Raw genomic sequence first — 25,694 nt, forward strand, 5'->3', positions numbered from 1 at the left:
TGATGTCGTTTTCGTAAAATCTGCCACGTCCACCCGTACCTACCCGCCGCGCTTTTCAAGCCTTGTGCTGCTCGCCAGTTCACAGCGTAGCGATCATGGGGATCTCGTATCGGAACCGCAAAAAGAATGCGAGGGTGGTTTCCTGGGCCACCCTCGCATCCGTTCACACGCGCAAAGCCTCAGGCGCTGCCAAAAAAGATGTCGGTATTCTCAACATGGGCCCCGACCACGGTGATGGTCGTTGTTTGTCCGCCAGTCTCGGCAACCGTCACGACGCTATCTGCGCCGGCGTTGTTGATCGATTGGACAACGGCGTTCGGGTCGCCGTTGAGCACCAGCTTGTCTTGCACGCCTGAACCCGTATCGAAGCCGGTGACCTGGTACAGGTTGTCATTGACTGACAGGTCGATGTTGAACGCATCCTGCTTACCGATCGTGCCCGCCAGCGAGAAGTCGAAGGATGCGTTGGTCGGGTCGTTGGCGAACAAATTGGCGGCAAACGCACTGGTCGCCGAGTCCCCATCCTTGTCCGTCAGCGTTGCGCTGAACGCCAACTGGACATCGCTGGCCAGACTCTCGCTCTGCTGAATGAACTGGATCACCGGGATCTTGACATCGCCCCGGCCCATCGTCAGCTGAACAGCGTCGATCAGTGACGTACCCTCCTTCTGGATGAGGAAGGACACCTGCCCGCCAGCCTCTGGCGTCAGGGTGTTCACCTCGACCTGGTTCGAAAACGTGCCATCGGCGTAGTAGATCCTGTAGTACAGATCTTCGGTCGCCGTGTTGTAACCCGCCACGGAGTTGTCGATGAAGACCTTCATGCCCGTCAGCAGGGTCTCTGGATTGATCACGAAACTTTCATCGGCGGCGCTGATGGCCGCCAGGTTATCGCCCTGGAAGACGTTGTTGCCGACGCCGATGCCGGACGTGCTGACGTTCATGGATGCAGGGTCGATGTACGACGGCAGGGGGTTGGTCTGTAGCGCGGCTTCGGTGGGGTCGGGGGCTCCGAGCCCGATGCCGCTCAGGATGTCCGCGGTCGAGGCCAGTGCCTTCGCGGAAAAGAACACGATCTCCTCGGATGTCGAAGGAATAGCCGGGTCATTCGTCTGAGGAATCAACAAGGTGCGCACCGAATCCGGGCCGCCGGCAGCGAGCGAGCCGTCGGCACTGCTGAGCACGATCGTCGAACTGAAGCCCTGTACCAGATCCAGTGCATAGTGGCCATCGGCATAAGCAGTCAGCGTGTAGTCGACGGTGGTATTCGCCGTTGCAGCGTTGTTGTCGAAATCACCGGTCAAGGTTCCCGCGAACTGGTACGCGCCATTGGCGTCCGGTGATGGCGTCTGCTCGGTGAGCGTGCCGGTCCCGGTCGTGGTCGTGTTGTCGGGCCTGACGAGGGTGAACTGATCATTGACCAACGAGATGTCCAGACCGGCCGCACCCAGCCCGTCGGCTCCCGTCGCCATATTCCAGAATCCGGATTGCGCCAGGACGCTACCGGTCCCGATCAGGTTGCCGAAACTGAGTGCCGGGCCGTCATCCTTGAACACCAGGTTCTGCCCGATGTTCAGGGTTGCCAGGGCGCTGTCGCCGTCTGCGTCGGTCTTGATCGCGGTCAGCGTCACCAGGTTGTCCGAGGTCAAACTCCTCGAATCATCGGGATTGCTTGGGTCGGCATGCACCACGGCGCGGGCCTGGTCGAGCGTGACGTTGCCATTGGCGGCCACGCTGACCGTGAACACCAGCAGGTTACTGAGGGCTGTACGCCCTTCGACCACGGTGCCGTTGAGCGACAGGTTCACCGCTTGGCCCGAGGCCGTGTCGATCAGCCCGGAAGCCCCGGCCACCACGCCCAGCGCGTAGGTCAGGGTGCCGGCCCCATCGGCGCCAAACGCCGAATTGAAGTTGGCGGCGAAGCTCTGGGTATCGTTGGTCGCCAGTACCGTCTCGTCCACCGTCAGCGTCGGTTCCACGCCGGTGGTGGTGATGCTCGGGCCGTCGTCCTTGAACACCAGGTTCTGCCCGATGTTCAGCGTCGCCAGGGCACTGTCGCCCTCCTTGTCGGTGATGGTCGCGGTCAGCGTTACCAGGTTGTCCGAGGTCAACGTCGTCGAATCATCCGGATTGCTTGTGTTGGCGTGCACCACGGCGCGGCTCTGGTCGAGCGTGACGCTGCCGTTGGCGGCGACGCTGACCGTGAACACCAGCAGGTTACTGAGGGCCGTACGCCCTTCGACCACCGCGCCGTTGAGCGACAGGTTCACCGCCTGGCCCGAGGCCGTGTCGATCAGCCCGGAGGCCCCGGCCACCACGCCCAGCGCGTAGGTCAGGGTACCGGCCCCGTCGGCGCCAAACGCCGAGTTGAAGTTGGCGGCGAAGCTCTGGGTATCGTTGGTCGCCAGTACCGTTTCATCCACCGTCAGCGTCGGTTCCACGCCGGTGGTGGTGATGCTCGGTCCGTCATCCTTGAACACCAGGTTCTGCCCGATGTTCAGCGTCGCCAGGGCGCTGTCGCCGTCCCCGTCGGTCTTGGTCGCGGTCAGCGTTACCAGGTTGTCCGAGGTCAGGCTCGTCGAATCATCAGGATTGCTTGTGTTGGCATGCACCACGGCGCGGCTCTGGTCGAGCGTGACGCTGCCATTGGCGGCCACGCTGACGGTGAACACCAGCAGGTTACTGAGGGCCGTACGCCCTTCGACCACCGCGCCGTTGAGCGACAGGTTCACCGCCTCGCCCGAGGCCGTGTCGATCAGCCCGGAAGCCCCGGCCACCACGCCCAGCGCATAGGTCAGGGTACCGGCCCCGTCGGCGCCAAACGCCGAGTTGAAGTTGGCGGCGAAGCTCTGGGTGGCGTCGGTCGTCAGTATCGTTTCGTCCACTGTCAGCGTCGGCTCCACACCGGTGGTGGTGATGCTCGGTCCGTCGTCCTTGAACACCAGGTTCTGCCCGATGTTCAGGGTTGCCAGGGCGCTGTCGCCGTCCCCATCGGTCTTGGTCGCCGTCAGCGTTACCAGGTTGTCCGAGGTCAAACTCCTCGAATCATCGGGATTGCTTGGGTCGGCATGCACCACGGCGCGGGCCTGGTCGAGCGTGACGTTGCCATTGGCGGCCACGCTGACCGTGAACACCAGCAGGTTACTGAGGGCTGTACGCCCTTCGACCACGGTGCCGTTGAGCGACAGGTTCACCGCCTGGCCCGAGGCCGTGTCGATCAGCCCGGAAGCCCCGGCCACCACGCCCAGCGCATAGGTCAGGGTACCGGCCCCGTCGGCGCCAAACGCCGAGTTGAAGTTGGCGGCGAAGCTCTGGGTATCGTTGGTCGCCAGTACCGTTTCGTCCACCGTCAGCGTCGGTTCCACGCCGGTGGTGGTGATGCTCGGTCCGTCGTCCTTGAACACCAGGTTCTGCCCGATGTTCAGGGTTGCCAGGGCGCTGTCGCCGTCCCCGTCGGTCTTGGTCGCGGTCAGCGTTACCAGGTTGTCCGAGGTCAAACTCCTCGAATCATCGGGATTGCTTGGGTCGGCATGCACCACGGCGCGGGCCTGGTCGAGCGTGACGTTGCCATTGGCGGCCACGCTGACCGTGAACACCAGCAGGTTACTGAGGGCTGTACGCCCTTCGACCACCGCGCCGTTGAGCGACAGGTTCACCGCCTGGCCCGAGGCCGTGTCGATCAGCCCGGAAGCCCCGGCCACCACGCCCAGCGCATAGGTCAGGGTACCGGCCCCGTCGGCGCCAAACGCCGAGTTGAAGTTGGCGGCGAAGCTCTGGGTATCGTTGGTCGCCAGTACCGTTTCGTCCACCGTCAGCGTCGGTTCCACGCCGGTGGTGGTGATGCTCGGTCCGTCATCCTTGAACACCAGGTTCTGCCCGATGTTCAGCGTCGCCAGGGCGCTGTCGCCGTCCCCGTCGGTCTTGGTCGCGGTCAGCGTTACCAGGTTGTCCGAGGTCAGGCTCGTCGAATCATCAGGATTGCTTGTGTTGGCATGCACCACGGCGCGGCTCTGGTCGAGCGTGACGCTGCCATTGGCGGCCACGCTGACGGTGAACACCAGCAGGTTACTGAGGGCCGTACGCCCTTCGACCACCGCGCCGTTGAGCGACAGGTTCACCGCCTCGCCCGAGGCCGTGTCGATCAGCCCGGAAGCCCCGGCCACCACGCCCAGCGCATAGGTCAGGGTACCGGCCCCGTCGGCGCCAAACGCCGAGTTGAAGTTGGCGGCGAAGCTCTGGGTGGCGTCGGTCGTCAGTATCGTTTCGTCCACTGTCAGCGTCGGCTCCACACCGGTGGTGGTGATGCTCGGTCCGTCGTCCTTGAACACCAGGTTCTGCCCGATGTTCAGGGTTGCCAGGGCGCTGTCGCCGTCCCCATCGGTCTTGGTCGCCGTCAGCGTTACCAGGTTGTCCGAGGTCAAACTCCTCGAATCATCGGGATTGCTTGGGTCGGCATGCACCACGGCGCGGGCCTGGTCGAGCGTGACGTTGCCATTGGCGGCCACGCTGACCGTGAACACCAGCAGGTTACTGAGGGCTGTACGCCCTTCGACCACCGCGCCGTTGAGCGACAGGTTCACCGCCTGGCCCGAGGCCGTGTCGATCAGCCCGGAAGCCCCGGCCACCACGCCCAGCGCATAGGTCAGGGTACCGGCCCCGTCGGCGCCAAACGCCGAGTTGAAGTTGGCGGCGAAGCTCTGGGTATCGTTGGTCGCCAGTACCGTTTCGTCCACCGTCAGCGTCGGCTCCACACCGGTGGTACTGATGCTCGGCCCGTCGTCGTCGAAGATGATCCTGGAGCCGATTTCGGCTGTCGAAACAGAGGCCTGGACCAGCGTGAAACCACCGATATCAAAATCGGCGTGCTCATTGCCCTTGGCATTGACGGCGGCCCCGTTCTCCACGAGTACGCGATTGTGATCCCCCGTAGTGGTGTATTCAATCTGGTAGCCGGCTTTAACGCCGGTGATGGTCGCGACCCCTGCATTAAAGCTGATGACAATGCCCGGATCATTCACCGAGCCGTTTGAGTTCTCGATCACCTGCCCGGTGCTGTTGAAGACGCGAACATTGGTGATGGACACAGACGCATCATTGCCATACCCATTGATGAAATTCACACCAGGCTCAGCAGCGGTGCTGAATGCGCTGACCCTTACCACGGCACTCTTGCCGCTTTGCAGTTGCACGACGTCGAAACTGGCCGATTTCGCATTGAAGACACCGGTAAAGTCGACGTTGGCTTCAAGATCGGCTTCGTTCTGGTCCAGGTTGGGAATGGTCACATTCTGCCTGGCACCCGTGACGAACGAGAAGCGGATGCCCTCTTGCTCCACAATCATCTGATTGTTGGTGCCGAAGGTGGTCGGCCCCCCCGCCTGGCTGGTATTGATCGTGTCACCAGTCGTTATATTGACGCCACTTGACTGGTCTGCGGGGTCCTTGCCGGTGGCGATGATGGTGGGATCGGTGATCCGCAACACACCACCGACATCGACAACGTTCGGGTTCGCCTTCGTGAACATCAGGAACAGGTTCTGACCGGAGGGCGCATTGGCCAGGCTGAACTCCAGGTCCTGGCTGGCGCCGATGAAAAGCTTATCCGCCAGATTGAGCGAGTCATCGGCATTCGTCATAACGGGATGCTTGAGCGGTTGGTATTCCACGGTCCAGATCTTGCCACCCGTGACCGGTGTTCCGGTTTCTTCAATATAGGCAGCGAACACGATCGCGCCGGTGGCGCTCCCGGCTCGGCCCACGACGATGTTGTTGTTCGTATCCGTATAGAGAAGGATGCTGGTGCCATCGAGGGTATCGAGTCCGCTGTCCTCGCCATTGAGCGGCGCGCCGGTGGTGCCGACGAAGCTGATATCGGTAATGCTTGCGCCGGGGTCAGCGGTGATGGTGAATGCATTACTGCCGGTGTTGCCAATGGCACCGGTATAGCCACTCAAGGCCGCGCCCGTGGCGGTACCGGCCCCCAGTGCGGCTAAACGGGTAGTGAAGGTCGAAGGCAGGGACGCCACCAGAATATCGTTGTCGTCAGCGTCCCCCGCGGGGGCTGGAGTGGCAGTGGCGTTCTGCAACCCCGCCGTTTCGTCCAACGTGACGTCCTCGCCGGTCGCCAGGACGCCCAAAACGCTGTCCGTAAACGAGGTTGACGCCACCGCGTCGTCACCGGTGCCGACCACGCCATCGGCGCCCGCAGCGGCGGCTGTGAGCAGAAACGTTGCGCCTGCCGAATCGTCGGGATTCACGTACCAGGACGTGGTGACGCTGCCGTTGACCTGGCCATCTAGATCGCCAGCACCGCCGTCGGTCACGGACCAGGGCTCGTGACCCGCGCCGGTGTTGGTATCGAGCACATCGTCGGATGTCCCCCACACACCATCCGCGCCGGCACCGATGGCGTGGTCCACTTCGAGCGTCACTGTGCTGCCGGCGGCGAAACCACTGGCCGTGATGATGGCCGTGCTGCCGGGTGCGTAGTCATTAAGGTTGGTGGTGACGGTCGGAATGTAGGTAAAAGTCCAGTCGTGGCTGACGGGCGAAAGATGGTCACCGGCGTTACTGGTCAGGTCATTCGTTGGCGATGAGGTTTTTTTGCGCATAGTCATGACTTTCTCCTGAGCGGGGTCCAGTCATCGAGGTCGACCTTGGACCATTTTCTGATCTATTGGTCACAACTATGAACATGCGCCGCAGGCGGCACATCGGCGGATACTCCCAGACGGGATGGGAGATTCAGACTACGTGGAAGAGGAAACGGAAAGTCGCCAAGGCAGGGTTGATGGCGTCGATAGATCCCGGGGACCTGAGATTTCGAACGTTATCTGCACGTCGTGAAAAGGAAGCGTTGGAACAGGAGGGGAGCTGAAAAATATGGTGTCCCAGGGCAGGTTCGAACTGCCAACCTTCCCCTTAGGAGGGGGATGCTCTATCCAATTGAGCTACTGAGACACAGGTTGACCGCGACGATACGCGGTGCGATGGACGGCGTGCATGTTAACGGCCGGGCTGGCTTTTGTCATGTCGTCCGTAGGCTTTTTAAGTGTAGGCAGACGCCTCGGTCGGGCGCGGACTTGTTTACCGTGCAAATTGCATCACTGCAAAAAGCCATCATTGCAAAATGCAATATGGGCGCTTTACCAAAAATAACTTAATTCATTGTTTTTAAAGAATTTAATTGCCGATAAACTCTGGCATGCGAGCTGCTTCCTTTGTTCTCACAGAACAACCGAGACCCGCCCCCCATGAAGAGCGCCCTTTCACTCTCGTATGCCATCGCACTGGCGGCTTTAGCGGGAGTTCATTTTGTTCCCGAGAGCAGCACTACGCAGGTTGCCCAACGCATGCCGCATTACCTTCAGTTGCAGAAGGCGCCACAGCTGGCTGTGACAAGCGACCAGAACGGCTTTGTCAGCCAGGAAAACATCCTGGTGCCGGCTCCGCCTGCCGAACGTTTGGTATTTTGAATGACCCTCACCAGGAGTACAGCATGTCCAGATCAGCCGCGAGTTTCTTCATCCTCGCCTTGTCGAGCGGCATTTTTCATCTGTCATTGACCCAGGACATGGTCGTCACCCTCCCCCTGATCGCCTGTGGCGTATTCAGCGCGCTGTTCGTGCTCGCATTGATCGCCGGACGCAAGATCAAGTTTGATCCGGTACTGCGCTGATCCCGACATGGCAGCCCCGCTGCCAGGGCCTGCCATCCATCCTGAATTCACCCCCTCCATGCCACTCCCCCTAGTAAATCGGCAATTTGCCACTATCCTGTAAAGACAAGGAACAGGGATCGAGTTCACTTTTTCCTGCCCGCCGGAATCCTTTCGTCGGGTAGAGAAAGCACGAAGTGATACGGCCTGGTCGAAGTTTTCAAACCAGTCCGCATTTCTGATAATTGGTGCTGGCAGAACGCCTTTATCCAGTTCAATATTTGTCACAGAATTGACGCCAAGGATCTGGCTGGTTTGAGGCATGATGCGCGCCTCTATCAATTCAGGTTGAACATTTGGTCAGAGCGCTTGTCCTACCAGACATCCTGCGGCCAATCCCGAAACCGCTCCCCTGAACTAACCGGTTAAATATATGCGCCCATTGAAACAGGCAATTTATTCCAGCCGTACGGCTGACAAGTTCGTCGTACGTCTGCCAGACGGAATGCGTGAACGCATTGCCGAGGTGGCTCGCAATCATCATCGCAGCATGAACTCCGAAATCATTGCGCGCCTTGAGCAGAGTCTTATTCAGGAAGGCGCACTGGGAGAAGAGTTGAGCATGCGCCTGGACAGCCCGGAGCTTTCCTTGCACGAACGTGAGTTGCTGCAGCGCTTCCGCCAACTCTCCCATCGACAGCAGAACGCCTTGGTTTCGCTGATCGCCCATGACGCTGAAATGGCCGCCGACGCGTCCTGATTCAGCCAGAAAGCCCAAGCCAGCCTGATCGCTGGCTTTTTTTTGCCTGAAATCCGGGCACAAAAAAACCCGCCAGACGGCGGGTTTTTTAGAGAAACGGACTTCAAAGCAGGAAGATTGTCGCCAACCCCAGGAAGATGAAGAAGCCACCGCTGTCGGTCACGGCCGTGATCATCACACTGGCCCCCATCGCCGGGTCGCGCCCCATTTTCGCCAGGGTCATCGGAATCAAGACCCCCATCAACGCCGCGAGCAACAGATTGAGCGTCATCGCCGCGGTCATCACCACACCCAATGACCAACTGCCATACAACAGGTAGGCAACCACACCGATCACTCCACCCCAGATCACGCCGTTGATCAGCGCGACCGCCAATTCCTTGCGCATCAGACGCGAGGTGTTGCCGGTGCTCACCTGGTCCAGCGCCATGGCCCGAACAATCATGGTGATGGTCTGGTTACCCGAGTTGCCGCCAATTCCCGCCACGATCGGCATCAATGCCGCAAGCGCCACGAGTTTCTCGATCGAACCTTCAAACAAACCGATGACCCGAGAAGCCACGAACGCGGTAATCAGGTTGATCGCCAGCCAGGCCCAACGGTTACGCAGGGATTTCCAGACCGACGCAAAAATGTCTTCTTCTTCACGCAAACCCGCCATGTTGAGAACTTCGCTTTCGCTCTCTTCACGGATCAGGTCGACCATTTCATCGATGGTCAGACGGCCGATCAGCTTGCCGTTCTTGTCGACCACGGGGGCGGAGATCAAGTCGTAACGCTCGAACGCCTGGGCGGCATCGTAGGCGTCTTCGTCCGGGTGGAAACTCACCGGATCGCTGGCCATCACCTCGGAAACCTGTTTGTCCGGATCGTTGACCAGCAAACGCTTGATCGGCAACACCCCCTTGAGGACGCCGTCGTAATCGACCACGAACAGTTTGTCGGTGTGACCCGGCAACTCCTTGAGACGGCGCAGATAACGCAAGACCACTTCAAGGCTGACATCCTCGCGGATGGTCACCATCTCGAAGTCCATCAGCGCACCGACCTGCTCCTCGTCGTAGGACAGAGCCGAACGCACACGCTCGCGTTGTTGCTGGTCGAGGGTCTCCATGAGCTCATGGACGACGTCTCGCGGCAGCTCGGAGGCCAGGTCAGCGAGTTCGTCGGCATCCATGTCCTTGGCGGCTGCCAGGAGCTCGTGATCGTCCATGTCGGCGATCAGCGATTCACGGACCGAATCGGATACTTCAAGGAGGATGTCGCCGTCGCGATCGGCCTTGACCAATTGCCAGAGCGTCAGACGATCGTCCAGCGGCAAGGCTTCAAGGATGTAGGCGACGTCGGCGGAGTGCAGGTCATCGAGCTTGCGTTGCAACTCGACGAGGTTCTGCCGGTGGACCAGGTTCTCGACCCGGTCATGATGCGGGCCTTCCTGGCGGTGAGTCAGGTCTTCTACAACTCGCTGGCGCTGCAGCAACTCGACCACCTGAGCCAGGCGATCCTGCAAGCTTTCCTGCGTTTTCTTTACTTCAACATCGGACATAGGCGAACTCCACTCCCAGCAGCGGGGCACGCCGGAAGGATCAATCAGTCAATTCATGATTGGTGAAACGGGGTACTGAGTAACTACTGGGTAAGTCCATGGAGGTATTCCACAAGCCCCGGCGGGGCTGACGGGCGCAATGATACACCGCCTGACGGTTTTAAACGTTAAAAAATCTCGGCTGAAACAAGCGCTTGCACAACAAACTTGAGCATCGTCCTGATCCTGGAAAATGCGACGACGCTTCCAGAAAAGAAAACACACCTCCTTTTCGAAATTGTAGTCGCTACCCTTGAAAAGGAACGTCACGGAGGACGCCGGGGAGCGTGTAGAGGCAATCATCAATCACCGGCATGAGCCAGCAAGACGTCGAAAGCGCCCTCGGCAAGCCGGACAGGATCAGCATTCGCAATTCGCCCACCAGCTATCGCTACGACAACCAGCGAGATCGCAGCACAGGTGGAGTTCGACGAGAGGGGATGCACGAAAGGAAAAGCCAAATCCCGGACGGCAAAAAGCCCGCATAAAATGCGGGCTTTTTGTTTGTATGGTGCACTCGACAGGATTCGAACCTGTGACCGCTCGGTTCGTAGCCGAGTACTCTATCCAGCTGAGCTACGAGTGCATTTGTGTTTTTATACCAGATCACAACTGGTTGAAGCCAAGTTACCTGCATTGCTGCAACTAACTCTTAAATGGTGCACTCGACAGGATTCGAACCTGTGACCGCTCGGTTCGTAGCCGAGTACTCTATCCAGCTGAGCTACGAGTGCATTTGTTGCCGCGCATTATAGGCCGTCTAATCTCTATGTCAAACACTTTTTCTAGTAATTTCAACAACTTACCGAAGAAGCCAGATTACAACGTACTACGCAAATAATGGCGGAGAACGGGGGATTCGAACCCCCGACACCCTTTTGAGGTGTACTCCCTTAGCAGGGGAGCGCCTTCGGCCACTCGGCCAGCTCTCCGCAACACGGGGCGTATATTAACCAGCTTCTTCCCCGTTTGCAAACATAAAAAACGATAAAAATTAATGGCTTGGTTCTTCGTCCTTCTCTTTCTTGATACGCAGGTAAATTTCTTCCCGGTGAACAGCCACCTCTTTGGGGGCATTAACACCGATGCGCACTTGATTTCCTTTGACGCCGAGCACGGTCACGGTGATTTCGCCATCACCGATAATCAGGCTTTCTGCGCACCGACGAGTCAGAATCAGCATACCTTTCTCCTCACGCATTACATTTCAGGGACAACAGTCTGCAAAAAAAAGGCACTCGACCCACAACCGGAGCGATCGCAGCCCTACATGCCTGAGTATTGACTAGCGCGAGCAAAAGAACAGCCTCGGGGGTCACGCCATTCAAAAAAACAAAAGGCGCGGTCAGACCGCGCCTTTTGGCAAACGCATCACTCGCCCTGGCGGGCCGGTGCGTCCAGTTCGAAAGCCGTGTGCAGAGCGCGCACAGCCAGTTCCAGATACTTCTCTTCGATCACTACGGAGACTTTGATTTCCGAAGTCGAGATCATCTGGATGTTGATGCTTTCCTTGGCCAGGGATTCGAACATGCGACTGGCCACGCCTGCGTGAGAGCGCATGCCAACGCCGACGATCGACACCTTGGCGATCTTGGTGTCGCCCACGACTTCACGGGCACCCAGCTCGCCAGCGGTCTTTTCCAGCACGGCTTGCGCCGCCTGGTAGTCGTTGCGGTGCACGGTGAAGGTGAAGTCGGTGGTGTTATCGTGCGCAACGTTCTGCACGATCATGTCGACTTCGATGTTCGCGGCACTGATCGGGCCGAGAATCTTGAAGGCAACGCCCGGGATGTCTGGCACGCCACGGATGGTCAGCTTGGCTTCATCGCGGTTGAAAGCGATACCGGAAATGATCGGCTGTTCCATGGTTTCCTCTTCATCAATAGTAATGAGGGTGCCCGGACCCTCCTTGAAGCTGTGCAGTACGCGCAGCGGAACGTTGTACTTGCCGGCGAACTCGACCGCGCGGATCTGCAACACCTTGGAGCCGAGGCTGGCCATTTCCAGCATCTCCTCGAAGGTGATCTTGTCCAGGCGCTGAGCCACGGACACCACACGCGGGTCGGTGGTGTAGACACCGTCGACGTCGGTGTAGATCTGGCATTCGTCAGCCTTCAGGGCTGCCGCCAGCGCCACGCCGGTGGTGTCGGAACCGCCACGACCCAGGGTGGTGATGTTGCCGTGCTCGTCGACGCCCTGGAAACCGGCGACAACCACCACACGACCCGCCTTCAGGTCACCGCGAATCTTCTGGTCATCAATCTGCAAGATACGCGCTTTATTGTGCGCGCTATCCGTCAGGATCCGCACCTGGTTGCCGGTGTACGACACCGCCGGCACGCCGCGCTTGATCAGCGCCATGGCCAACAGGGCAATCGTCACCTGCTCACCGGTGGAAACGATCACGTCCAGCTCGCGCGGAACCGGTTGGCCGTCGCCACTGATTTGCTTGGCCAGATCGATCAGACGGTTGGTTTCGCCGCTCATTGCAGACAGCACAACCACCAGGTCATCGCCGGCATCGCGGAATTTCTTAACCTTGTCGGCGACCTGCTCGATTCTCTCGACAGTGCCGACCGAGGTGCCTCCAAATTTCTGTACGATCAAAGCCATTTCAAAGCCGCCTCTGCCCATGAAGGGCGCCCAAATAATCACTCAAACAGCGTCGCGGCCCACCACTAGACTGTGGGCCGCAAGTACTGCCTTATAGACCCTGCTCTACAAACGGAACGGTCAGGGCCAGTGCCGCATCCAGTGCGCCAGCGTCGGTACCGCCGCCTTGCGCCATGTCTGGACGACCACCACCCTTCCCGCCCACTGCCGCAGCGGCTTGCTTCATCAAATCACCGGCTTTGAGTTGGCCAGTCAGGTCTTTGGTTACGCCTGCAACCAGAACGACCTTTTCCTCATGGACACTGCCGAGCAGGATCACTGCGCGGCCGAGTTTGTTTTTCAGTTGATCGACCAGCGCCAACAGCGCCTTGCCATCCTGACCGTCCAGACGCACGGCCAGCACTTTCACGCCCTTGATGTCCAGCGCCTGGGCCGACAGATCGTCGCCCGCGGCACTGGCAGCCTTGGCTTGCAACTGCTCGAGTTGCTTCTCCAGCAGACGGTTGCGCTCCAGCACAGCCGACAGCTTGTCGATCAGGTTGTCGCGGCTGCCCTTGACCAGGCTGGCCGCTTCCTTGAGTTGTTCTTCCGCCGCATTCAAGTAAGCCAGCGCTTGCGCACCGGTGACGGCTTCGATACGACGCACACCCGATGCCACACCGCCTTCGCTGATGATTTTCAGCAGGCCGATGTCGCCGGTACGGTTGGCGTGGATACCGCCGCACAGCTCAACGGAGAAATCGCCCATGCTCAGCACGCGCACGTTGTCGCCGTATTTCTCGCCGAACAGCGCCATGGCGCCTTTCTGCTTGGCGGTTTCGATGTCGGTTTCTTCGGTTTCAACTTCGGAGTTCTTGCGAATCTCGGCGTTGACGATGTCTTCCAGCGCTTTGAGTTGCTCAGGCTTGATGGCTTCGAAGTGACTGAAGTCAAAACGCAGGCGCTGACTGTCGACCAGCGAGCCCTTCTGCTGGACGTGATCGCCCAGCACCTGGCGCAATGCAGCGTGCAGCAAGTGAGTCGCGGAGTGGTTCAACGACGTGGCGTGACGCACCTCGGCATCAACGTGGGTCTCGACCGGCGTACCGACGATCAGGCTACCCGAATCCAGGATACCGTGGTGCAGGAATGCACCGCCGGTCTTGGTGGTGTCGCGCACGTCGAAACGCGCGCTGCCCGCCTGCAGGTAACCGCAATCACCGACCTGGCCACCGGACTCGGCGTAGAACGGCGTCTTGTCGAGAACGATCACGCCCTCATCGCCTTCGCTCAATACGTCGACCGACTGGCCATCTTTATACAGCGCAACGATTTTGGCGGAACCGCTATGAGCGATGTAACCGGTGAACTCGGTGGCCACGTCAACCTTGACCAGGCTGTTGTAGTCCATGCCGAAGGAACTGGCGGAACGGGCACGGACGCGCTGGGCCTCCATCTCACGCTCGAAACCTTCTTCGTCGATGGTCAGGCTGCGTTCGCGAGCGATGTCGCCGGTCAGGTCCATCGGGAAACCGTAGGTGTCGTAGAGTTTGAACACCACGTCGCCCGGCACCACTTCGCCTTTCAGTTCAGCCAGATCCTGCTCGAGAATCTTCAGGCCCTGCTCCAGGGTCTTGGCGAATTGCTCTTCTTCGGCCTTCAGCACGCGTTCGATGTGCGCCTGCTGGGATTTCAGCTCAGGGAACGCTTCGCCCATCTCGGCGACCAGGGCCGCAACGATCTGATAGAAGAAGCTGCCCTTGGCGCCCAGCTTGTTACCGTGACGGCAGGCGCGACGGATGATCCGGCGCAGCACGTAGCCGCGGCCTTCGTTGGACGGCAGCACGCCGTCGGCGATCAGGAAGCCGCAGGAACGGATGTGGTCAGCCACGACTTTCAGCGAAGCCTGGGCATCGTTGGTGCAACCGATGGCCTTGGCCGACGCGCTCAGCAGGCTCTGGAACAGGTCGATTTCATAGTTCGAGTGAACGTGCTGCAGCACGGCACTGATCCGCTCCAGGCCCATGCCGGTGTCGACCGACGGCGCTGGCAACGGGTGCAACACGCCATCGGCGGTGCGGTTGAACTGCATGAACACGTTGTTCCAGATTTCGATGTAACGGTCGCCGTCTTCTTCCGGCGAGCCCGGTGGGCCACCCCAGATGTCGGCGCCGTGATCGTAGAAAATCTCGGTGCAAGGACCGCACGGGCCGGTATCGCCCATGGTCCAGAAGTTGTCGGAGGCGTACGGCGCGCCCTTGTTGTCGCCGATGCGCACCATGCGCTCGGCTGGAACCCCGATTTCCTTGGTCCAGATGTCGTACGCCTCGTCATCGCTGGCGTAGACAGTGACCCAGAGCTTTTCCTTCGGCAGGTTCAGCCACTTGTCGGACGTCAGGAAGTTCCAGGCGTAGGTGATCGCGTCACGTTTGAAGTAATCACCGAAGCTGAAGTTACCCAGCATTTCGAAGAAGGTGTGGTGACGAGCGGTATAACCGACGTTTTCCAGGTCGTTGTGCTTGCCGCCGGCGCGCACGCATTTCTGGCTGCTGACGGCGCGGGTGTACGCGCGCTTTTCCTGGCCCAGGAAGCAGTCCTTGAACTGGTTCATCCCCGCGTTGGTGAACAGCAGGGTTGGGTCGTTGCCCGGAATCAAAGAGCTGGAGGCTACACGGGTGTGGCCTTGCTCTTCGAAGAAGCGAAGGAAGGCTTCACGGATTTCTGCGCTTTTCATTAGGTTCTTCCACGGAGGCTGCGGCCAAAGGCCTGTTCGAAACGTCAACAGACGAAGCGACGGCAAAGGGCCGCATTATATCGGCCCTGCGCGCGGGGTACAGCGTGTTTATACGATAGAAACGGTCAATTGGAGTGCTAACGCTATCACTTGCGCGAAAAGTCGACGAATGTCGCGACGACCTGCTCGATTTGCGCACGGCTGACGTCCATGTGCGTGACCATGCGCAGACGAGCGGCGGCACTGAGCTTGATCCCCCGCTCGGCGGCAAAGGCCTTGATCGCCTCGGCCTGGTCGCCCATCTGCACGTAAACCATGTTGGTCTGCACCGGCTCGACCTCGAACCCGGCCCCGCGCAGGCCCTCGGCCAGCAACTGCGCGTTGGCATGGTCATCGGCCAGGCGCGCTACATTGTTATCCAGCGCATACAGCCCCGCCGCCGCGAGAATCCCGGCCTGACGCATGCCGCCACCGACCATCTTGCGCAGGCGCCGGGCCTTGCCGATCAGCTCGGCCGAGCCGCACAGCACCGAACCGACAGGTGCGCCCAGGCCTTTGGACAGGCACACCGAGACGGAGTCGAAATACCGGGTGATTTCCCGGGCATCCACACCCAGTTTCACTGCCGCGTTGTACAGACGTGCGCCGTCCAGGTGCTGTTGCAGGCCATGTTCGCGTGTGAAACTGCGCGCCCGGGCCAGGTATTCCAGCGGCAGGACCTTGCCTTGCATGGTGTTTTCCAGCGCCAGCAGACGGGTACGGGCGAAATGGAAGTCGTCCGGCTTGATCGCGGCGGCAACATGCGCCAGGTCCAGCGAACCATCGGCCTGTACTTCCAGCGGCTGTGGCTGGATCGACCCCAGCACCGCCGCTCCACCCCCTTCGTACTTATAAGTGTGGGCCTGCTGGCCGACGATGTACTCGTCACCGCGCTCGCAATGGGCCATCAACCCCAACAGGTTGCTCATGGTGCCGGTCGGCACGAACAGTGCCGCGGCAAAACCCAGGCGCTGGGCCAGTTCGGCTTCCAGGTGATTGACCGTCGGATCTTCGCCATACACGTCATCGCCGGTGGCGGCTTTGGCCATCGCGTCGAGCATGCCGGCGCAAGGTTGAGTAACGGTGTCGCTGCGAAGATCGATAACGCTCATGAATCTGGCCTCGGTAAGCAGGGGAAATCCCTTTCAGTCAGGAATTACTGCGGGCATGGCGACGATTAATCAACCCTTGGGCTGGGATAATGCTCACTAATAAAGCGAAATACTCGATAGCAATCATCCAAAAGGGGCCATGCGCACACCGCAAATATGTGATAAAAACGCTGCGCAGCCAAACAATTTGGGCGGCAAAAACGTTCTCAGGGCGGGGTGCAACTCCCCACCGGCGGTAATTGCGTGCAAAGCGCATAGCCCGCGAGCGCTTGGCGACGACGCTGCTTCGGCGGTGGTTGGCGACAAGGTCAGCAGACCCGGTGTGATCCCGGGGCCGACGGTCATAGTCCGGATGAAGAGAGAACGGGATTGACAACAAAGGGCCGTCCGCCGGCATTCGTGCGAGCGCACCCTCAGATCCCCTTCGATTCATAACGCCCTGTTTTTCACACAAACAGGAGTCAGAACATGCAACCCACCGCAATCGACAGCAAAAGCAAACACCATCATGGCGAGCGCGTAGCGTTCATCCAGGCCTGCTGGCACAAGGATATTGTCGATCAGAGCCGTAAAGGCTTCGTCGCCGAAATGATTGCCCAGGGTTATCAGGAATCCGACATCGATTTCTTCGAAGTCGGCGGCGCCTTTGAAATGCCCTTGCACGCCAAGTTGCTGGCCAAGACCGGTCGTTATGCCGGCATCGTCGCCGCAGCCCTGGTGGTGGACGGCGGCATCTACCGCCACGAGTTCGTCGCCCAGTCGGTGGTCAGCGGCCTGATGCAGGTGCAACTGGAAACCGAAGTGCCGGTGTTCTCGGTGTCCCTGACCCCGCACCACTTCCATGCCGGTGAAGAGCACCAGAAGTTCTTCTTCGAACATTTCCAGCATAAAGGCCAGGAAGCGGCGAAGACCTGTGCGGATACGCTGATGAAGATCCGCACGCTACGTCGCAGTGAGCCGCGTGCGGTAGCGGTCTAACACCGCAAAACCCTGTAGGAGCTGACGAGTGCAACGAGGCTGCGATCTTTTGATCTGAAAAGAACAAGATCAAAAGATCGCAGCCTTCGGCAGCTCCTACAGGGGTTGTGTCAGGCCAGGTTTGCGTCGGTGGTTGGCACAACCAGGATGCCGGCACGCAAACCATTCTTCACCCTGGGGTTCGGGAAGATGATCCGGGCGCCCTCTTCCTCGATGATCCAGCGGGTGTTGGCGATGTCTTCCGCCAGCAGGTAACCCACTTCAAGCTCCGAAAAGTTCTCGATGTCCGCCGGCAGGTTCAGGCGGAAGCTGTCGCTGTGCTTGATGATTTCCCGTGCCACGCTGTACAGCTGCAAACCGTCCAGCGCGTCCTCAGTCAGTTCCGGTTCAGTGCCCTCAATGATCTGCTTGAGGCGCTTCTCCAGCAGCGAGACGTTGACCCCGTCGTTCTGACCGAACGGCCGCGCCTTGCCCAACTCCAGGGTGAAGGCCTCGGCCCCCAGTTTGTCGTAGGTGTAGGAGCTGAACACGATGGACGGTTTGTTCTGCAACAGCACCGCTTCCATGCCGGCAGCACGCAGGCGCGCCAGCTCCTGACGGGAATGCTGGCGGTCTTCTTTCCACGGATACAGGGCGAACTGCTCGATTTTCGAGCCACGAATCGCCGTGTGCAGGTCGTAGTGCAGGCGCTGACGGTCCGGCAGGCTGAAGAAGCTCGCTGCCAAACGCTCCAGTTCACAGGCGCGCAGGGCTTCGCAACCGCTGCTTTGTTCATGACGGCCGTTGAACAGCCGATTGACGTCCTGCTCGACGAAACGCTCGCCTTTGCGAATCGCTTCCGGGTTGCCGAACAGGAACAGAATACGTGCGCGCGGCTTCAAGTCGCCGCGGGCAATGTCGTGCAACAGGCGATCGAGCAATTCGATCGGCGCTGTTTCGTTGCCGTGGATCCCCGCCGACAGCAGCAGGTCCAGGCCATTGTCACGGGCTTCAGGTGGCCGGACTTCCAGCGCACCTTCGCTCAACCAGCGCATGCGCACGCCTTCGACAGTCAGTTGAGTCTTCTCCGCCGGTTCGCGGCCGGCGAGGGTCAGTTCAAGCAGTTTGCCGAGGGCGAGCATAGAGCGGTTTCCTTAGTGGTCGTGGTTGCAATCCGGGCCGTGAACGTGATCCTCGTCGTCGCCGAGTTCAGCCGGTTCCATCTCCAGTTGCAGACTTACCAGATTAGTCGCCAATGGGCGCAACAGCAGGTTTGCGTATTCGGCGTCGCCTTCTTCGACGTCTACGCCGATCAGCAACTGGCCACGGCCGTCCTGCTGGATCCACAGCTCTTTGCCTTGCCACAGGACCGCGACGCGGGTGCAGGAAGTCTCCAGTTGCGTGCCGTCGGTGTCTTCAAGGATCAGCTGCAGGGTATCGCTCATATCTTTACGCTCTCGTTTGAGATGAAGCAGCGCGCTGCCATAGAAGGCGGCGCGCCGTCGATCAATTGATCTGGAATGGATAAACCGCGCCCAGTTTAAGGATTTGCGTCAGTTCATCCAGTGCCGTCCGGCACTCAAGCAGCAATTGCGGGTCCGCCAGATCGTTTTCGGTCATGCGGTCGCGGTAGTGCTTCTCGACCCATTCGGTCAGTGTGCCGTACAACGGTGCCGTCATGATAACCCCTGGGTTGACGGCCGCCAGTTCGGTTTCGTTGAGTGCGACACGCAACCGCAGGCAAGCCGGGCCACCGCCGTTCTGCATGCTCTGCTTGAGATCGAAGACCTTCACTTCGCGGATCAGGCCGCCTGAGCCGGTCAAACCCTGCAGGTACTGCCAGACACGCTCGTTGCCACGGCATTCTTCCGGCACGATCAACAGCATGGAGCCGTCAGGACGCGACAGCAGTTGGCTATTGAACAGGTAGGAACGAACGGCGTCTTCCACGCTTACTGCGGAGCGCGGTACGCAGACGGACTGAAATTTCCCACCGACCTTGGCGAGTTTGCTCTGCAATTCAGCGAGCATCTTCTCGGTCTCGAGGAACGCGTCCTCGTGATAGAACAGCACTTCGCCATTACCGACCGCAATCACGTCGTTGTGGAACACGCCCTGATCGATCACCGACGGGTTCTGCTGGGCGTAGACCACGCCGTCATCGCTCAAGCCGTGCAAACGGGCAACGGCCTGGGACGCTTCGAGGGTCTGGCGCGCCGGGTACTTCTGCGGTGCCGGGTAGCGAGTATCGAACGCGCTGCGACCGAACACGAAGAATTCGACACCGGCTTCGCCGTATTCACGGCAGAAACGGGTGTGGTTGGCCGCACCTTCGTCACCGAACTGCGCCACGGCCGGCAAGGCGGCGTGGTGGGCGAAGTGTTGCTGGTCAGCGAACATCGCCCCCAGCACGCGGCTGGTGGTCGGGTGTTCGATGCTGCGGTGGTATTTGCAGTTGAGGTTGGCGGCGGTGAAATGCACGCGACCATCAGCGGTGTCGGCGCTCGGGCTGACCGTGGCGGCGTTGGCCACCCACATGCTCGAGGCCGAGCAACTGGCCACCAGCAGCGGCATCGCGTCTTTGGCGGCGCGCTCGATCACTTGAGCGTCGGTGCCGCCAAAGCCCAGGCGACGCAGTGCGGCCACATCCGGGCGCTCTTGCGGTGCCAGTACGCCTTGCTGGAAACCCATTTCCATCAGCGCTTTCATCTTTGCCAGGCCTTGCAGCGCCGCTTCCTTGGGGTTGGAAGACTGCTGGCTGTTGCTCTGGGACGCGACGTTGCCGTAGGACAGGCCGCCGTAGTTATGGGTCGGCCCCACTAGACCGTCAAAATTGACTTCATAGGATTTCATCAGCGAGGCTCCACGAGAATCTGTTGTTATAGGCTTCAGTAACTAACTGTTCAGTGCGACCGAGTCGCGGCCTTCGCGGGCAAGCCCGCTCCCACAGGTTCAGCAGTGTTCACAAATTTTGTGTTCGACGCAGTCCTTGTGGGAGCGGGCTTGCCCGCGAATGGGCGTTACGCCATTTTCACGCCAGGCGTAAGGGCCGACGGCATCACCAGGCTCGGCGTTTCCAGCGAGGCCACCGGGTACGCGCAGTAATCAGCCGCGTAGTAGGCGCTGGCGCGGTGGTTGCCCGAGGCGCCGACGCCGCCGAATGGCGCGCTGCTCGCGGCGCCGGTCAGTTGCTTGTTCCAGTTGACGATACCGGCACGGCTTTCCAGCCAGAATTGCTGGTAACGCGCTTCGGAATCCGACAGCAGGCCGGCGGCCAGACCGTAGGCGGTGTCGTTGGCTTCAGCGATCGCCGCTGCAAAATCAGCGTAGCGGATCACCTGCAACAACGGGCCGAACAGCTCTTCGTCAGGACGATCGGCAACGGCGCTCACGTCCAGGATGCCCGGGGTCAGCAAGGCCGATTGAGCCTGAGGCTGAGTCATTTCCAGCAGCGCCACGGCGCCGTTGGCCAGCAGATGTTCTTGCGCATCCATCAACGCTTTGGCCGCACCGAGGGAAACCACCGAGCCCATGAACGGCGCCGGTTGCTGATCGAAAGCACCGACCTCAATGGTCGAGCTGACCGCCACCAGGCGCGCCAGCAACGTATCACCCCAGGCACCTTGCGGCACCAGCAAGCGGCGGGCACAGGTGCAACGCTGGCCAGCGGAGATGAACGCCGACTGAATGATGGTGTACACCGCGGCATCGAGGTCAGCGACCTGATCGACCACCAGCGGGTTGTTACCGCCCATTTCCAGCGCGAGGATCTTGTCCGGACGACCGGCGAACTGCTGGTGCAGGTGATTGCCGGTGCGGCTGGAACCGGTGAAGAACAGACCGTCGATACCCGGGTTCGCCGCCAGGGCGATGCCGGTTTCGCGAGCGCCTTGCAGCAGGTTCAATACGCCTGCTGGCAGGCCAGCCTCGATCCAGCACTTGACCGTCAGCTCGGCGACTTTCGGTGTCAGTTCGCTTGGCTTGAACAGCACGCTGTTACCGGCCAGCAGTGCCGGCACGATATGGCCGTTCGGCAGGTGACCCGGGAAGTTGTAAGGACCAAACACTGCCACCACACCGTGGGGCTTGTGGCGCAGCACTGCGGTGGCGTCGCCCAGCGGGCCGCTCTTCTCGCCGGTACGTTCGCGGTAGCTCTGCACCGAGATGGCAATCTTGTTGACCATGCTGGTGACTTCGGTCGCCGCTTCCCACAGGGGTTTGCCGGTTTCTTCGCCGATGGTATGAGCCAGTTCGTCAGCGTGATTCTTCAGCGCGGCGGCAAAGGCTTCCAGCACCGAGATACGCTCTTGCAGGGTACGCCGCGCCCAGTCCGGGAACGCCTGACGCGCAGCTTGCACAGCCGACTCGACTTGACCGGCGGTGGCGCCAACGCCGGACCACAGCACCTGCTGGGTCACCGGGTTCAGCGATTCGAAGGCTTCGCCCTGGCCGGATAGCCATTCACCTGCAATGTAAAGCGACTTCATTATTTCGACTCCCGAGCAGCGGACAACGCCACGGCACGTACTTGGTCGCCAGCGTTGAGTTGAAGACGTTTGGCGGTCTGCGGATCGACCACCAGGGTACCGGCGGCCAGACGTGCCGGCGCAGCAGTGATCCGGCAGTCCTCGCGCTTGCGGTTGTGAATGATAAATGGCGTGGCATCGTCACCCGGCGTGCCGACGGCCAGCACCAGTGCCTGGCTGTCACGCACGGCGCGGATCTTGCCGGTTTCGCACTCGATCGCAGGACCTGCGTCGAAGATATCGACGTAGCCCTGGTAGCTGAAACCTTCGCTCTTGAGCATGGCCAGCGCCGGCTCGGTGTCCGGATGAACCTGACCGATCACGTTGCGCGCGTCCGGCGACAGGAAGCAGGTGTACAGCGGGAATTTCGGCATCAGTTCGGCGATGAACGCCTTGTTGCCGACACCGGTCAGGTAGTCAGCCTGGCTGAATTCCATCTTGAAGAAGTGCCGCCCCAGGCTTTCCCAGAACGGCGAACGCCCGGCCTCGTCGGAAACACCGCGCATCTCGGCAATGATCTTGTTGCCGAACAGTTGCGGGAATTCGGCGATAAACAGCATCCGCGCCTTGGACAACATGCGGCCGTTGAGGCCGGTACGATAATCGGCGTGCAGGAACAGCGAGCACAGCTCGGAGTTGCCGGTCAGGTCGTTGGCCAGGAACAGCGTCGGGATTTCGCGATAGATGTTCAGCTCTTGCGAAGCGCTGACCGTCAGACCGACCCGGAAGTTGTACCAGGGCTCACGCAGGCCGACGGCGCCGGCAATGGCGGAAATACCCACCACGCGACCGTCGTCATCTTCGAGCACGAACAGGTAGTCCGCATCGCCCCGCCCGGCTTCGCCGCGAAAGGTCTTCTCGGCCCAGCCGACCCGATGGGCCAGCCGCTCTTCGTTGGCCGGCAAGGTGGTCAGGCCGGTGCCGGTGCTGCGGGCCAGGTCGATCAGAGCGGGTAAATCGCTGCTGCGTACGGGACGAACGATCATGCTATCTCCTCAAACGGGCCGCTTGCGCCACCCGTGAAACTTCGCTGCTTTCTAAACAAGCAATCAGGCCAGGCCGCTGTTAAACCGCCACCAGGCGCACGCTGGCACCCTCGCCGACGCCCAGGGCTTCGGCCGCTTCCAGGTCCAGGGTCACCGGTTTGCCCGGCGCGTAATCGAGCTCGAGCATCACTGCGCGGTAATCCTGCAACTGGGCATTGGCCACCAGATACTGGCGACCGACACCTTTGACCGGTTCGCCGATCTTCACCGGCACCACACGGCTCTGGGCGATCGAACGGATCCCCGAGACACGGGCATGCAGGGTCGGGCCACCGTCGAAAATGTCGATGTAGTGATCGGTCTCGAAGCCTTCGCGCATCAGGATGTCGAAGGTGATCTGCGCCCGCGGGTGCACCTGGCCCATGGCTTCCTGAGCGGAGTCCGGCAGCAGTGGCACGTAGATCGGGTAATGCGGCATCAGTTCGGCGAGGAACGTACGGCTTTTCAGCCCGCACAGACGCTCGGCCTCGGCGTAGTTGAGGTCGAAGAAGTTGCGACCGATGGCATCCCAGAATGGCGAGTCGCCGTTTTCATCGCTGTAACCGACGATCTCGGTCACTACGGAATCGGCAAAACGCTCCGGATGGCTGGCCACGAACAGCAAGCGGCCACGGGAGTTGAGCTCCGACCACGGCGAACCCACCAGCTCGCGCTGCACATAGAAACTGGTCAGCAAGCTGTTGCCGGTCAGGTCATGGCACTGCGAGAGCACGTGGATCTTGTTGTGAATCTTCAGCTCGCGGGAAGCGTGCACGAAGGTTTCGTTGCGAAAGCTGTAGAACGGCTCGGAGTAACCGGCCGACGCCACGATGGCCGAGCAACCGACCAGCTTGCCGGTGGCGGAGTCTTCGAGGACGAAGAAATAGCTTTCCTCACCGTTGAAACTCACTTCGGCGGCGAACGAAGCTTCGCTTGCCGCGATCTTGTCGCTCAGGCGTTCAACGTCATCCGGCAAGGAAGTAACACCAATCGGACTGTCCGCAGCCAGACGCTGTACCTCGCCCAGATCAGCCATTTGCGCGGGGCGCATCACCAGCATGGTGTCACTCCTTTATCCAAAAATTACAGAGAAAAAAACCTGGCCTGCCTGAGAGACACTGTGGGAGCGAGCTTGCTCGCGATGGCGTCCTGTCAGGCAACGAAGATGTTGGCTGTCAGGCCCTCATCGCGAGCAAGCTCGCTCCCACATAAAAGCGGGGCCGGCATAAAAAATTGGGTTCGACGCCTGACTTGCAGGCGTCGAAGGGTCTATCAGGCTTGCGTCAGTTTTGCCGCGGCACGTTCGAAGCGGTCCAGACCGGCATCGATATCGGCGTCTTCCACCACCAGGCTCGGGGCGAAACGCACCACGTCCGGGCCGGCTTGCAGAATCATCAGGCCTTCTTGCTCAGCGGCGTTGAAAATGTCCTTGGCCTTGCCTTTCCAGGCATCGCTCAGCACACAGCCGATCAACAGGCCCAGGCCACGGACCTGGGTGAACAGGCCGTACTTCTCGCCGATCTGCTCAAGGCGGGCCTTGAACTTGTCATGCTTGGCGTTGACACCAGCCAGCACCTCAGGGGTGTTGATCACGTCGATCACGGCTTCGGCGACAGCACACGCCAGCGGGTTGCCGCCGTAAGTGGTGCCGTGGGTGCCGACGACCAGGTGCTTGGCCAGGTCTTCGGTGGTCAGCATGGCGGCGATCGGGAAACCACCGCCCAGGCTCTTGGCGCTGGTCAGGATGTCCGGGATCACACCGTAATGCTGGTAGGCGAACAGGTGGCCGGTACGGCCCATGCCGGTTTGCACTTCGTCGAACACCAGTAGCGCGTTGTGCTCGTTGCACAGTTCGCGGGCGCCTTGCAGGTAGGCCAGTTCGGCCGGCAGAACGCCACCCTCACCTTGAATAGGCTCCAGGACCACGGCGCAGGTCTTGTCGGAAACGGCAGCTTTCAACGCGGCCAGATCGTTGTACGGCACGTGGGTGATGCCGGTGATCTTCGGACCGAAGCCATCGGAGTACTTCGACTGGCCACCGACGTTCACGGTGAACAGGGTACGGCCGTGGAAGCTGTTGAGCGCGGCGATGATTTCGTACTTCTCGCTGCCATAACGGTCGAACGCGACACGACGGGCCAGCTTGAAAGCGGCCTCGTTGGCTTCGGCGCCGGAGTTGCAGAAGAAAGCGCGCTCGGCAAAGGTGGCGTCGACCAGCTTGTGTGCCAGGCGCAGGGCCGGCTCATTGGTGAACACGTTGGACACGTGCCACAGCTTGTTCGCCTGCTCGGTCAAGGCACCGACCAGCGCCGGATGGGCGTGACCCAATACGTTGACGGCAATCCCGCCGGCAAAGTCGATCAGCTCGCGGCCGGACTGGTCCCAAACGCGGGAACCGGCGCCACGCACAGGAATGAATGCGGCAGGCGCATAGTTGGGAACCATTACCTGATCGAAATCGGCGCGTTGTACCGCAGCGTGCTCAACGGACATCGGAGTCTCCTGAAGAGAAAACACTCGCCTGAAACTGGCGAGCTTGGTGAGGATTGTAAGGACAGTTTTCAGCCCGGCCTTGCCGCCAAGCGACAACTTCTTATAGCGCAAACCCCGGATTTTCCCGGGTTTACGGCAATGCGACATATAGGGTCGCAAAGGCGCAGTTTAACTGGCGGCGGACGTTTGCGGCAGGCTTGCTGCGCTGTAACGC

The 25,694-nt window shown here is 60.4% G+C and carries 17 protein-coding genes, 4 tRNA genes, 1 pseudogene and 1 riboswitch; of the genes and pseudogenes, 5 read left to right on the forward strand and 17 right to left on the reverse strand.

The features are described from left to right. Window positions 1-179: 179 nt before the first annotated feature. Together AB4O40_RS10645 and AB4O40_RS10650 are read right to left on the reverse strand one after the other, a co-directional pair. Window positions 180-6,617, reverse strand: coding sequence for a DUF5801 repeats-in-toxin domain-containing protein (locus AB4O40_RS10645; RefSeq protein ID WP_460054637.1), 6,438 nt, complete (start codon window positions 6,615-6,617; stop codon window positions 180-182). A gap of 266 nt (window positions 6,618-6,883) precedes the next feature. Beyond that, window positions 6,884-6,960 (reverse strand) — tRNA-Arg (locus AB4O40_RS10650). A 293-nt stretch (window positions 6,961-7,253) separates the two neighbouring features. Here AB4O40_RS10650 and AB4O40_RS10655 point away from each other — a divergent pair. From AB4O40_RS10655 to AB4O40_RS10665, 3 genes are all read left to right on the forward strand, one after another. Further along, a complete protein-coding gene (locus AB4O40_RS10655) occupies window positions 7,254-7,475 on the forward strand; it encodes a hypothetical protein (protein WP_056724160.1) in 222 nt (73 codons plus the stop codon). A 23-nt stretch (window positions 7,476-7,498) separates the two neighbouring features. Further along, a complete protein-coding gene (locus AB4O40_RS10660) occupies window positions 7,499-7,678 on the forward strand; it encodes a PA3371 family protein (RefSeq protein ID WP_056724158.1) in 180 nt (59 codons plus the stop codon). Window positions 7,679-8,090: 412 nt separating this feature from the next. Next, a complete protein-coding gene (locus AB4O40_RS10665) occupies window positions 8,091-8,417 on the forward strand; it encodes an Arc family DNA-binding protein (RefSeq protein WP_003178899.1) in 327 nt (108 codons plus the stop codon). Between the two features lie 103 nt (window positions 8,418-8,520). On the opposite strand, the gene mgtE is transcribed toward AB4O40_RS10665, so the two are convergent. Further along, window positions 8,521-9,963: a magnesium transporter gene (gene mgtE / locus AB4O40_RS10670; protein ID WP_056724156.1), complete on the reverse strand. Its 1,443-nt coding sequence runs from the start codon at window positions 9,961-9,963 to the stop codon at window positions 8,521-8,523. Between the two features lie 335 nt (window positions 9,964-10,298). On the opposite strand from mgtE, the pseudogene AB4O40_RS10675 reads away from it, so the two are divergent. Then, window positions 10,299-10,485, forward strand: a pseudogene (locus AB4O40_RS10675) (cell envelope protein SmpA); the annotation flags it as partial. Between the two features lie 26 nt (window positions 10,486-10,511). Here the strand turns inward: AB4O40_RS10675 and AB4O40_RS10680 are convergent. The 7 genes from AB4O40_RS10680 to ltaE all read right to left on the reverse strand — a co-directional run bounded on the left by AB4O40_RS10680 (window position 10,512) and on the right by ltaE (window position 16,479). Beyond that, window positions 10,512-10,588, reverse strand: a tRNA-Arg gene (locus AB4O40_RS10680). Between the two features lie 71 nt (window positions 10,589-10,659). Further along, a tRNA-Arg gene (locus AB4O40_RS10685) sits at window positions 10,660-10,736 on the reverse strand. A 107-nt stretch (window positions 10,737-10,843) separates the two neighbouring features. After that, window positions 10,844-10,934: transfer RNA gene (locus AB4O40_RS10690), tRNA-Ser, on the reverse strand. 62 nt (window positions 10,935-10,996) lie between these two features. Then, on the reverse strand, window positions 10,997-11,185 hold the full coding sequence (gene csrA / locus AB4O40_RS10695) for a carbon storage regulator CsrA (RefSeq protein ID WP_002554426.1): 189 nt from the start codon (window positions 11,183-11,185) through the stop codon (window positions 10,997-10,999). A gap of 188 nt (window positions 11,186-11,373) precedes the next feature. After that, window positions 11,374-12,615 carry an aspartate kinase gene (locus AB4O40_RS10700; protein WP_007971040.1) on the reverse strand — a complete coding sequence of 414 codons (1,242 nt, stop codon included), beginning with the start codon at window positions 12,613-12,615 and terminating at the stop codon, window positions 11,374-11,376. A gap of 91 nt (window positions 12,616-12,706) precedes the next feature. Beyond that, window positions 12,707-15,328 carry an alanine--tRNA ligase gene (alaS, locus tag AB4O40_RS10705; RefSeq protein ID WP_460054631.1) on the reverse strand — a complete coding sequence of 874 codons (2,622 nt, stop codon included), beginning with the start codon at window positions 15,326-15,328 and terminating at the stop codon, window positions 12,707-12,709. Between the two features lie 146 nt (window positions 15,329-15,474). Continuing rightward, entirely contained in the window at window positions 15,475-16,479 is a 1,005-nt protein-coding gene (gene ltaE / locus AB4O40_RS10710; RefSeq protein ID WP_056724153.1) for a low-specificity L-threonine aldolase, read from the reverse strand. 198 nt (window positions 16,480-16,677) lie between these two features. Continuing rightward, a riboswitch (FMN riboswitch) is annotated at window positions 16,678-16,848 on the forward strand. Between the two features lie 99 nt (window positions 16,849-16,947). On the opposite strand from ltaE, the gene AB4O40_RS10715 reads away from it, so the two are divergent. Further along, window positions 16,948-17,457: a 6,7-dimethyl-8-ribityllumazine synthase gene (locus tag AB4O40_RS10715; protein ID WP_056724151.1), complete on the forward strand. Its 510-nt coding sequence runs from the start codon at window positions 16,948-16,950 to the stop codon at window positions 17,455-17,457. A 110-nt stretch (window positions 17,458-17,567) separates the two neighbouring features. Here the strand turns inward: AB4O40_RS10715 and astE are convergent, their stop codons facing one another. The 7 genes from astE to AB4O40_RS10750 form a co-directional block, all read right to left on the reverse strand. Beyond that, window positions 17,568-18,578, reverse strand: a complete 1,011-nt coding sequence (astE, locus tag AB4O40_RS10720) for a succinylglutamate desuccinylase (RefSeq protein ID WP_056724150.1) — start codon at window positions 18,576-18,578, stop codon at window positions 17,568-17,570. Between the two features lie 12 nt (window positions 18,579-18,590). Next, the gene (locus AB4O40_RS10725; protein ID WP_046042326.1) at window positions 18,591-18,881 is read right to left on the reverse strand and encodes a hypothetical protein; all 291 of its coding nucleotides are present in this window, start codon (window positions 18,879-18,881) and stop codon (window positions 18,591-18,593) included. Window positions 18,882-18,942: 61 nt separating this feature from the next. Then, on the reverse strand, window positions 18,943-20,289 hold the full coding sequence (gene astB / locus AB4O40_RS10730) for an N-succinylarginine dihydrolase (protein ID WP_056724148.1): 1,347 nt from the start codon (window positions 20,287-20,289) through the stop codon (window positions 18,943-18,945). A 167-nt stretch (window positions 20,290-20,456) separates the two neighbouring features. Then, complete coding sequence (gene astD / locus AB4O40_RS10735) at window positions 20,457-21,926, reverse strand: succinylglutamate-semialdehyde dehydrogenase (protein ID WP_460058132.1); 1,470 nt, start codon at window positions 21,924-21,926, stop codon at window positions 20,457-20,459. Beyond that, window positions 21,923-22,948: an arginine N-succinyltransferase gene (gene astA / locus AB4O40_RS10740; RefSeq protein WP_056724145.1), complete on the reverse strand. Its 1,026-nt coding sequence runs from the start codon at window positions 22,946-22,948 to the stop codon at window positions 21,923-21,925. The genes astD and astA overlap by 4 nt, the downstream gene beginning before the upstream one ends. A 79-nt stretch (window positions 22,949-23,027) precedes the next feature. Continuing rightward, window positions 23,028-24,047: an arginine/ornithine succinyltransferase subunit alpha gene (gene aruF / locus AB4O40_RS10745; RefSeq protein ID WP_046042322.1), complete on the reverse strand. Its 1,020-nt coding sequence runs from the start codon at window positions 24,045-24,047 to the stop codon at window positions 23,028-23,030. 212 nt (window positions 24,048-24,259) lie between these two features. Next, on the reverse strand, window positions 24,260-25,480 hold the full coding sequence (locus tag AB4O40_RS10750; RefSeq protein WP_056724143.1) for an aspartate aminotransferase family protein: 1,221 nt from the start codon (window positions 25,478-25,480) through the stop codon (window positions 24,260-24,262). Between the last annotated feature and the right edge of the window lie 214 nt (window positions 25,481-25,694).

This window comes from Pseudomonas sp. S2_F07 (assembly GCF_054668325.1).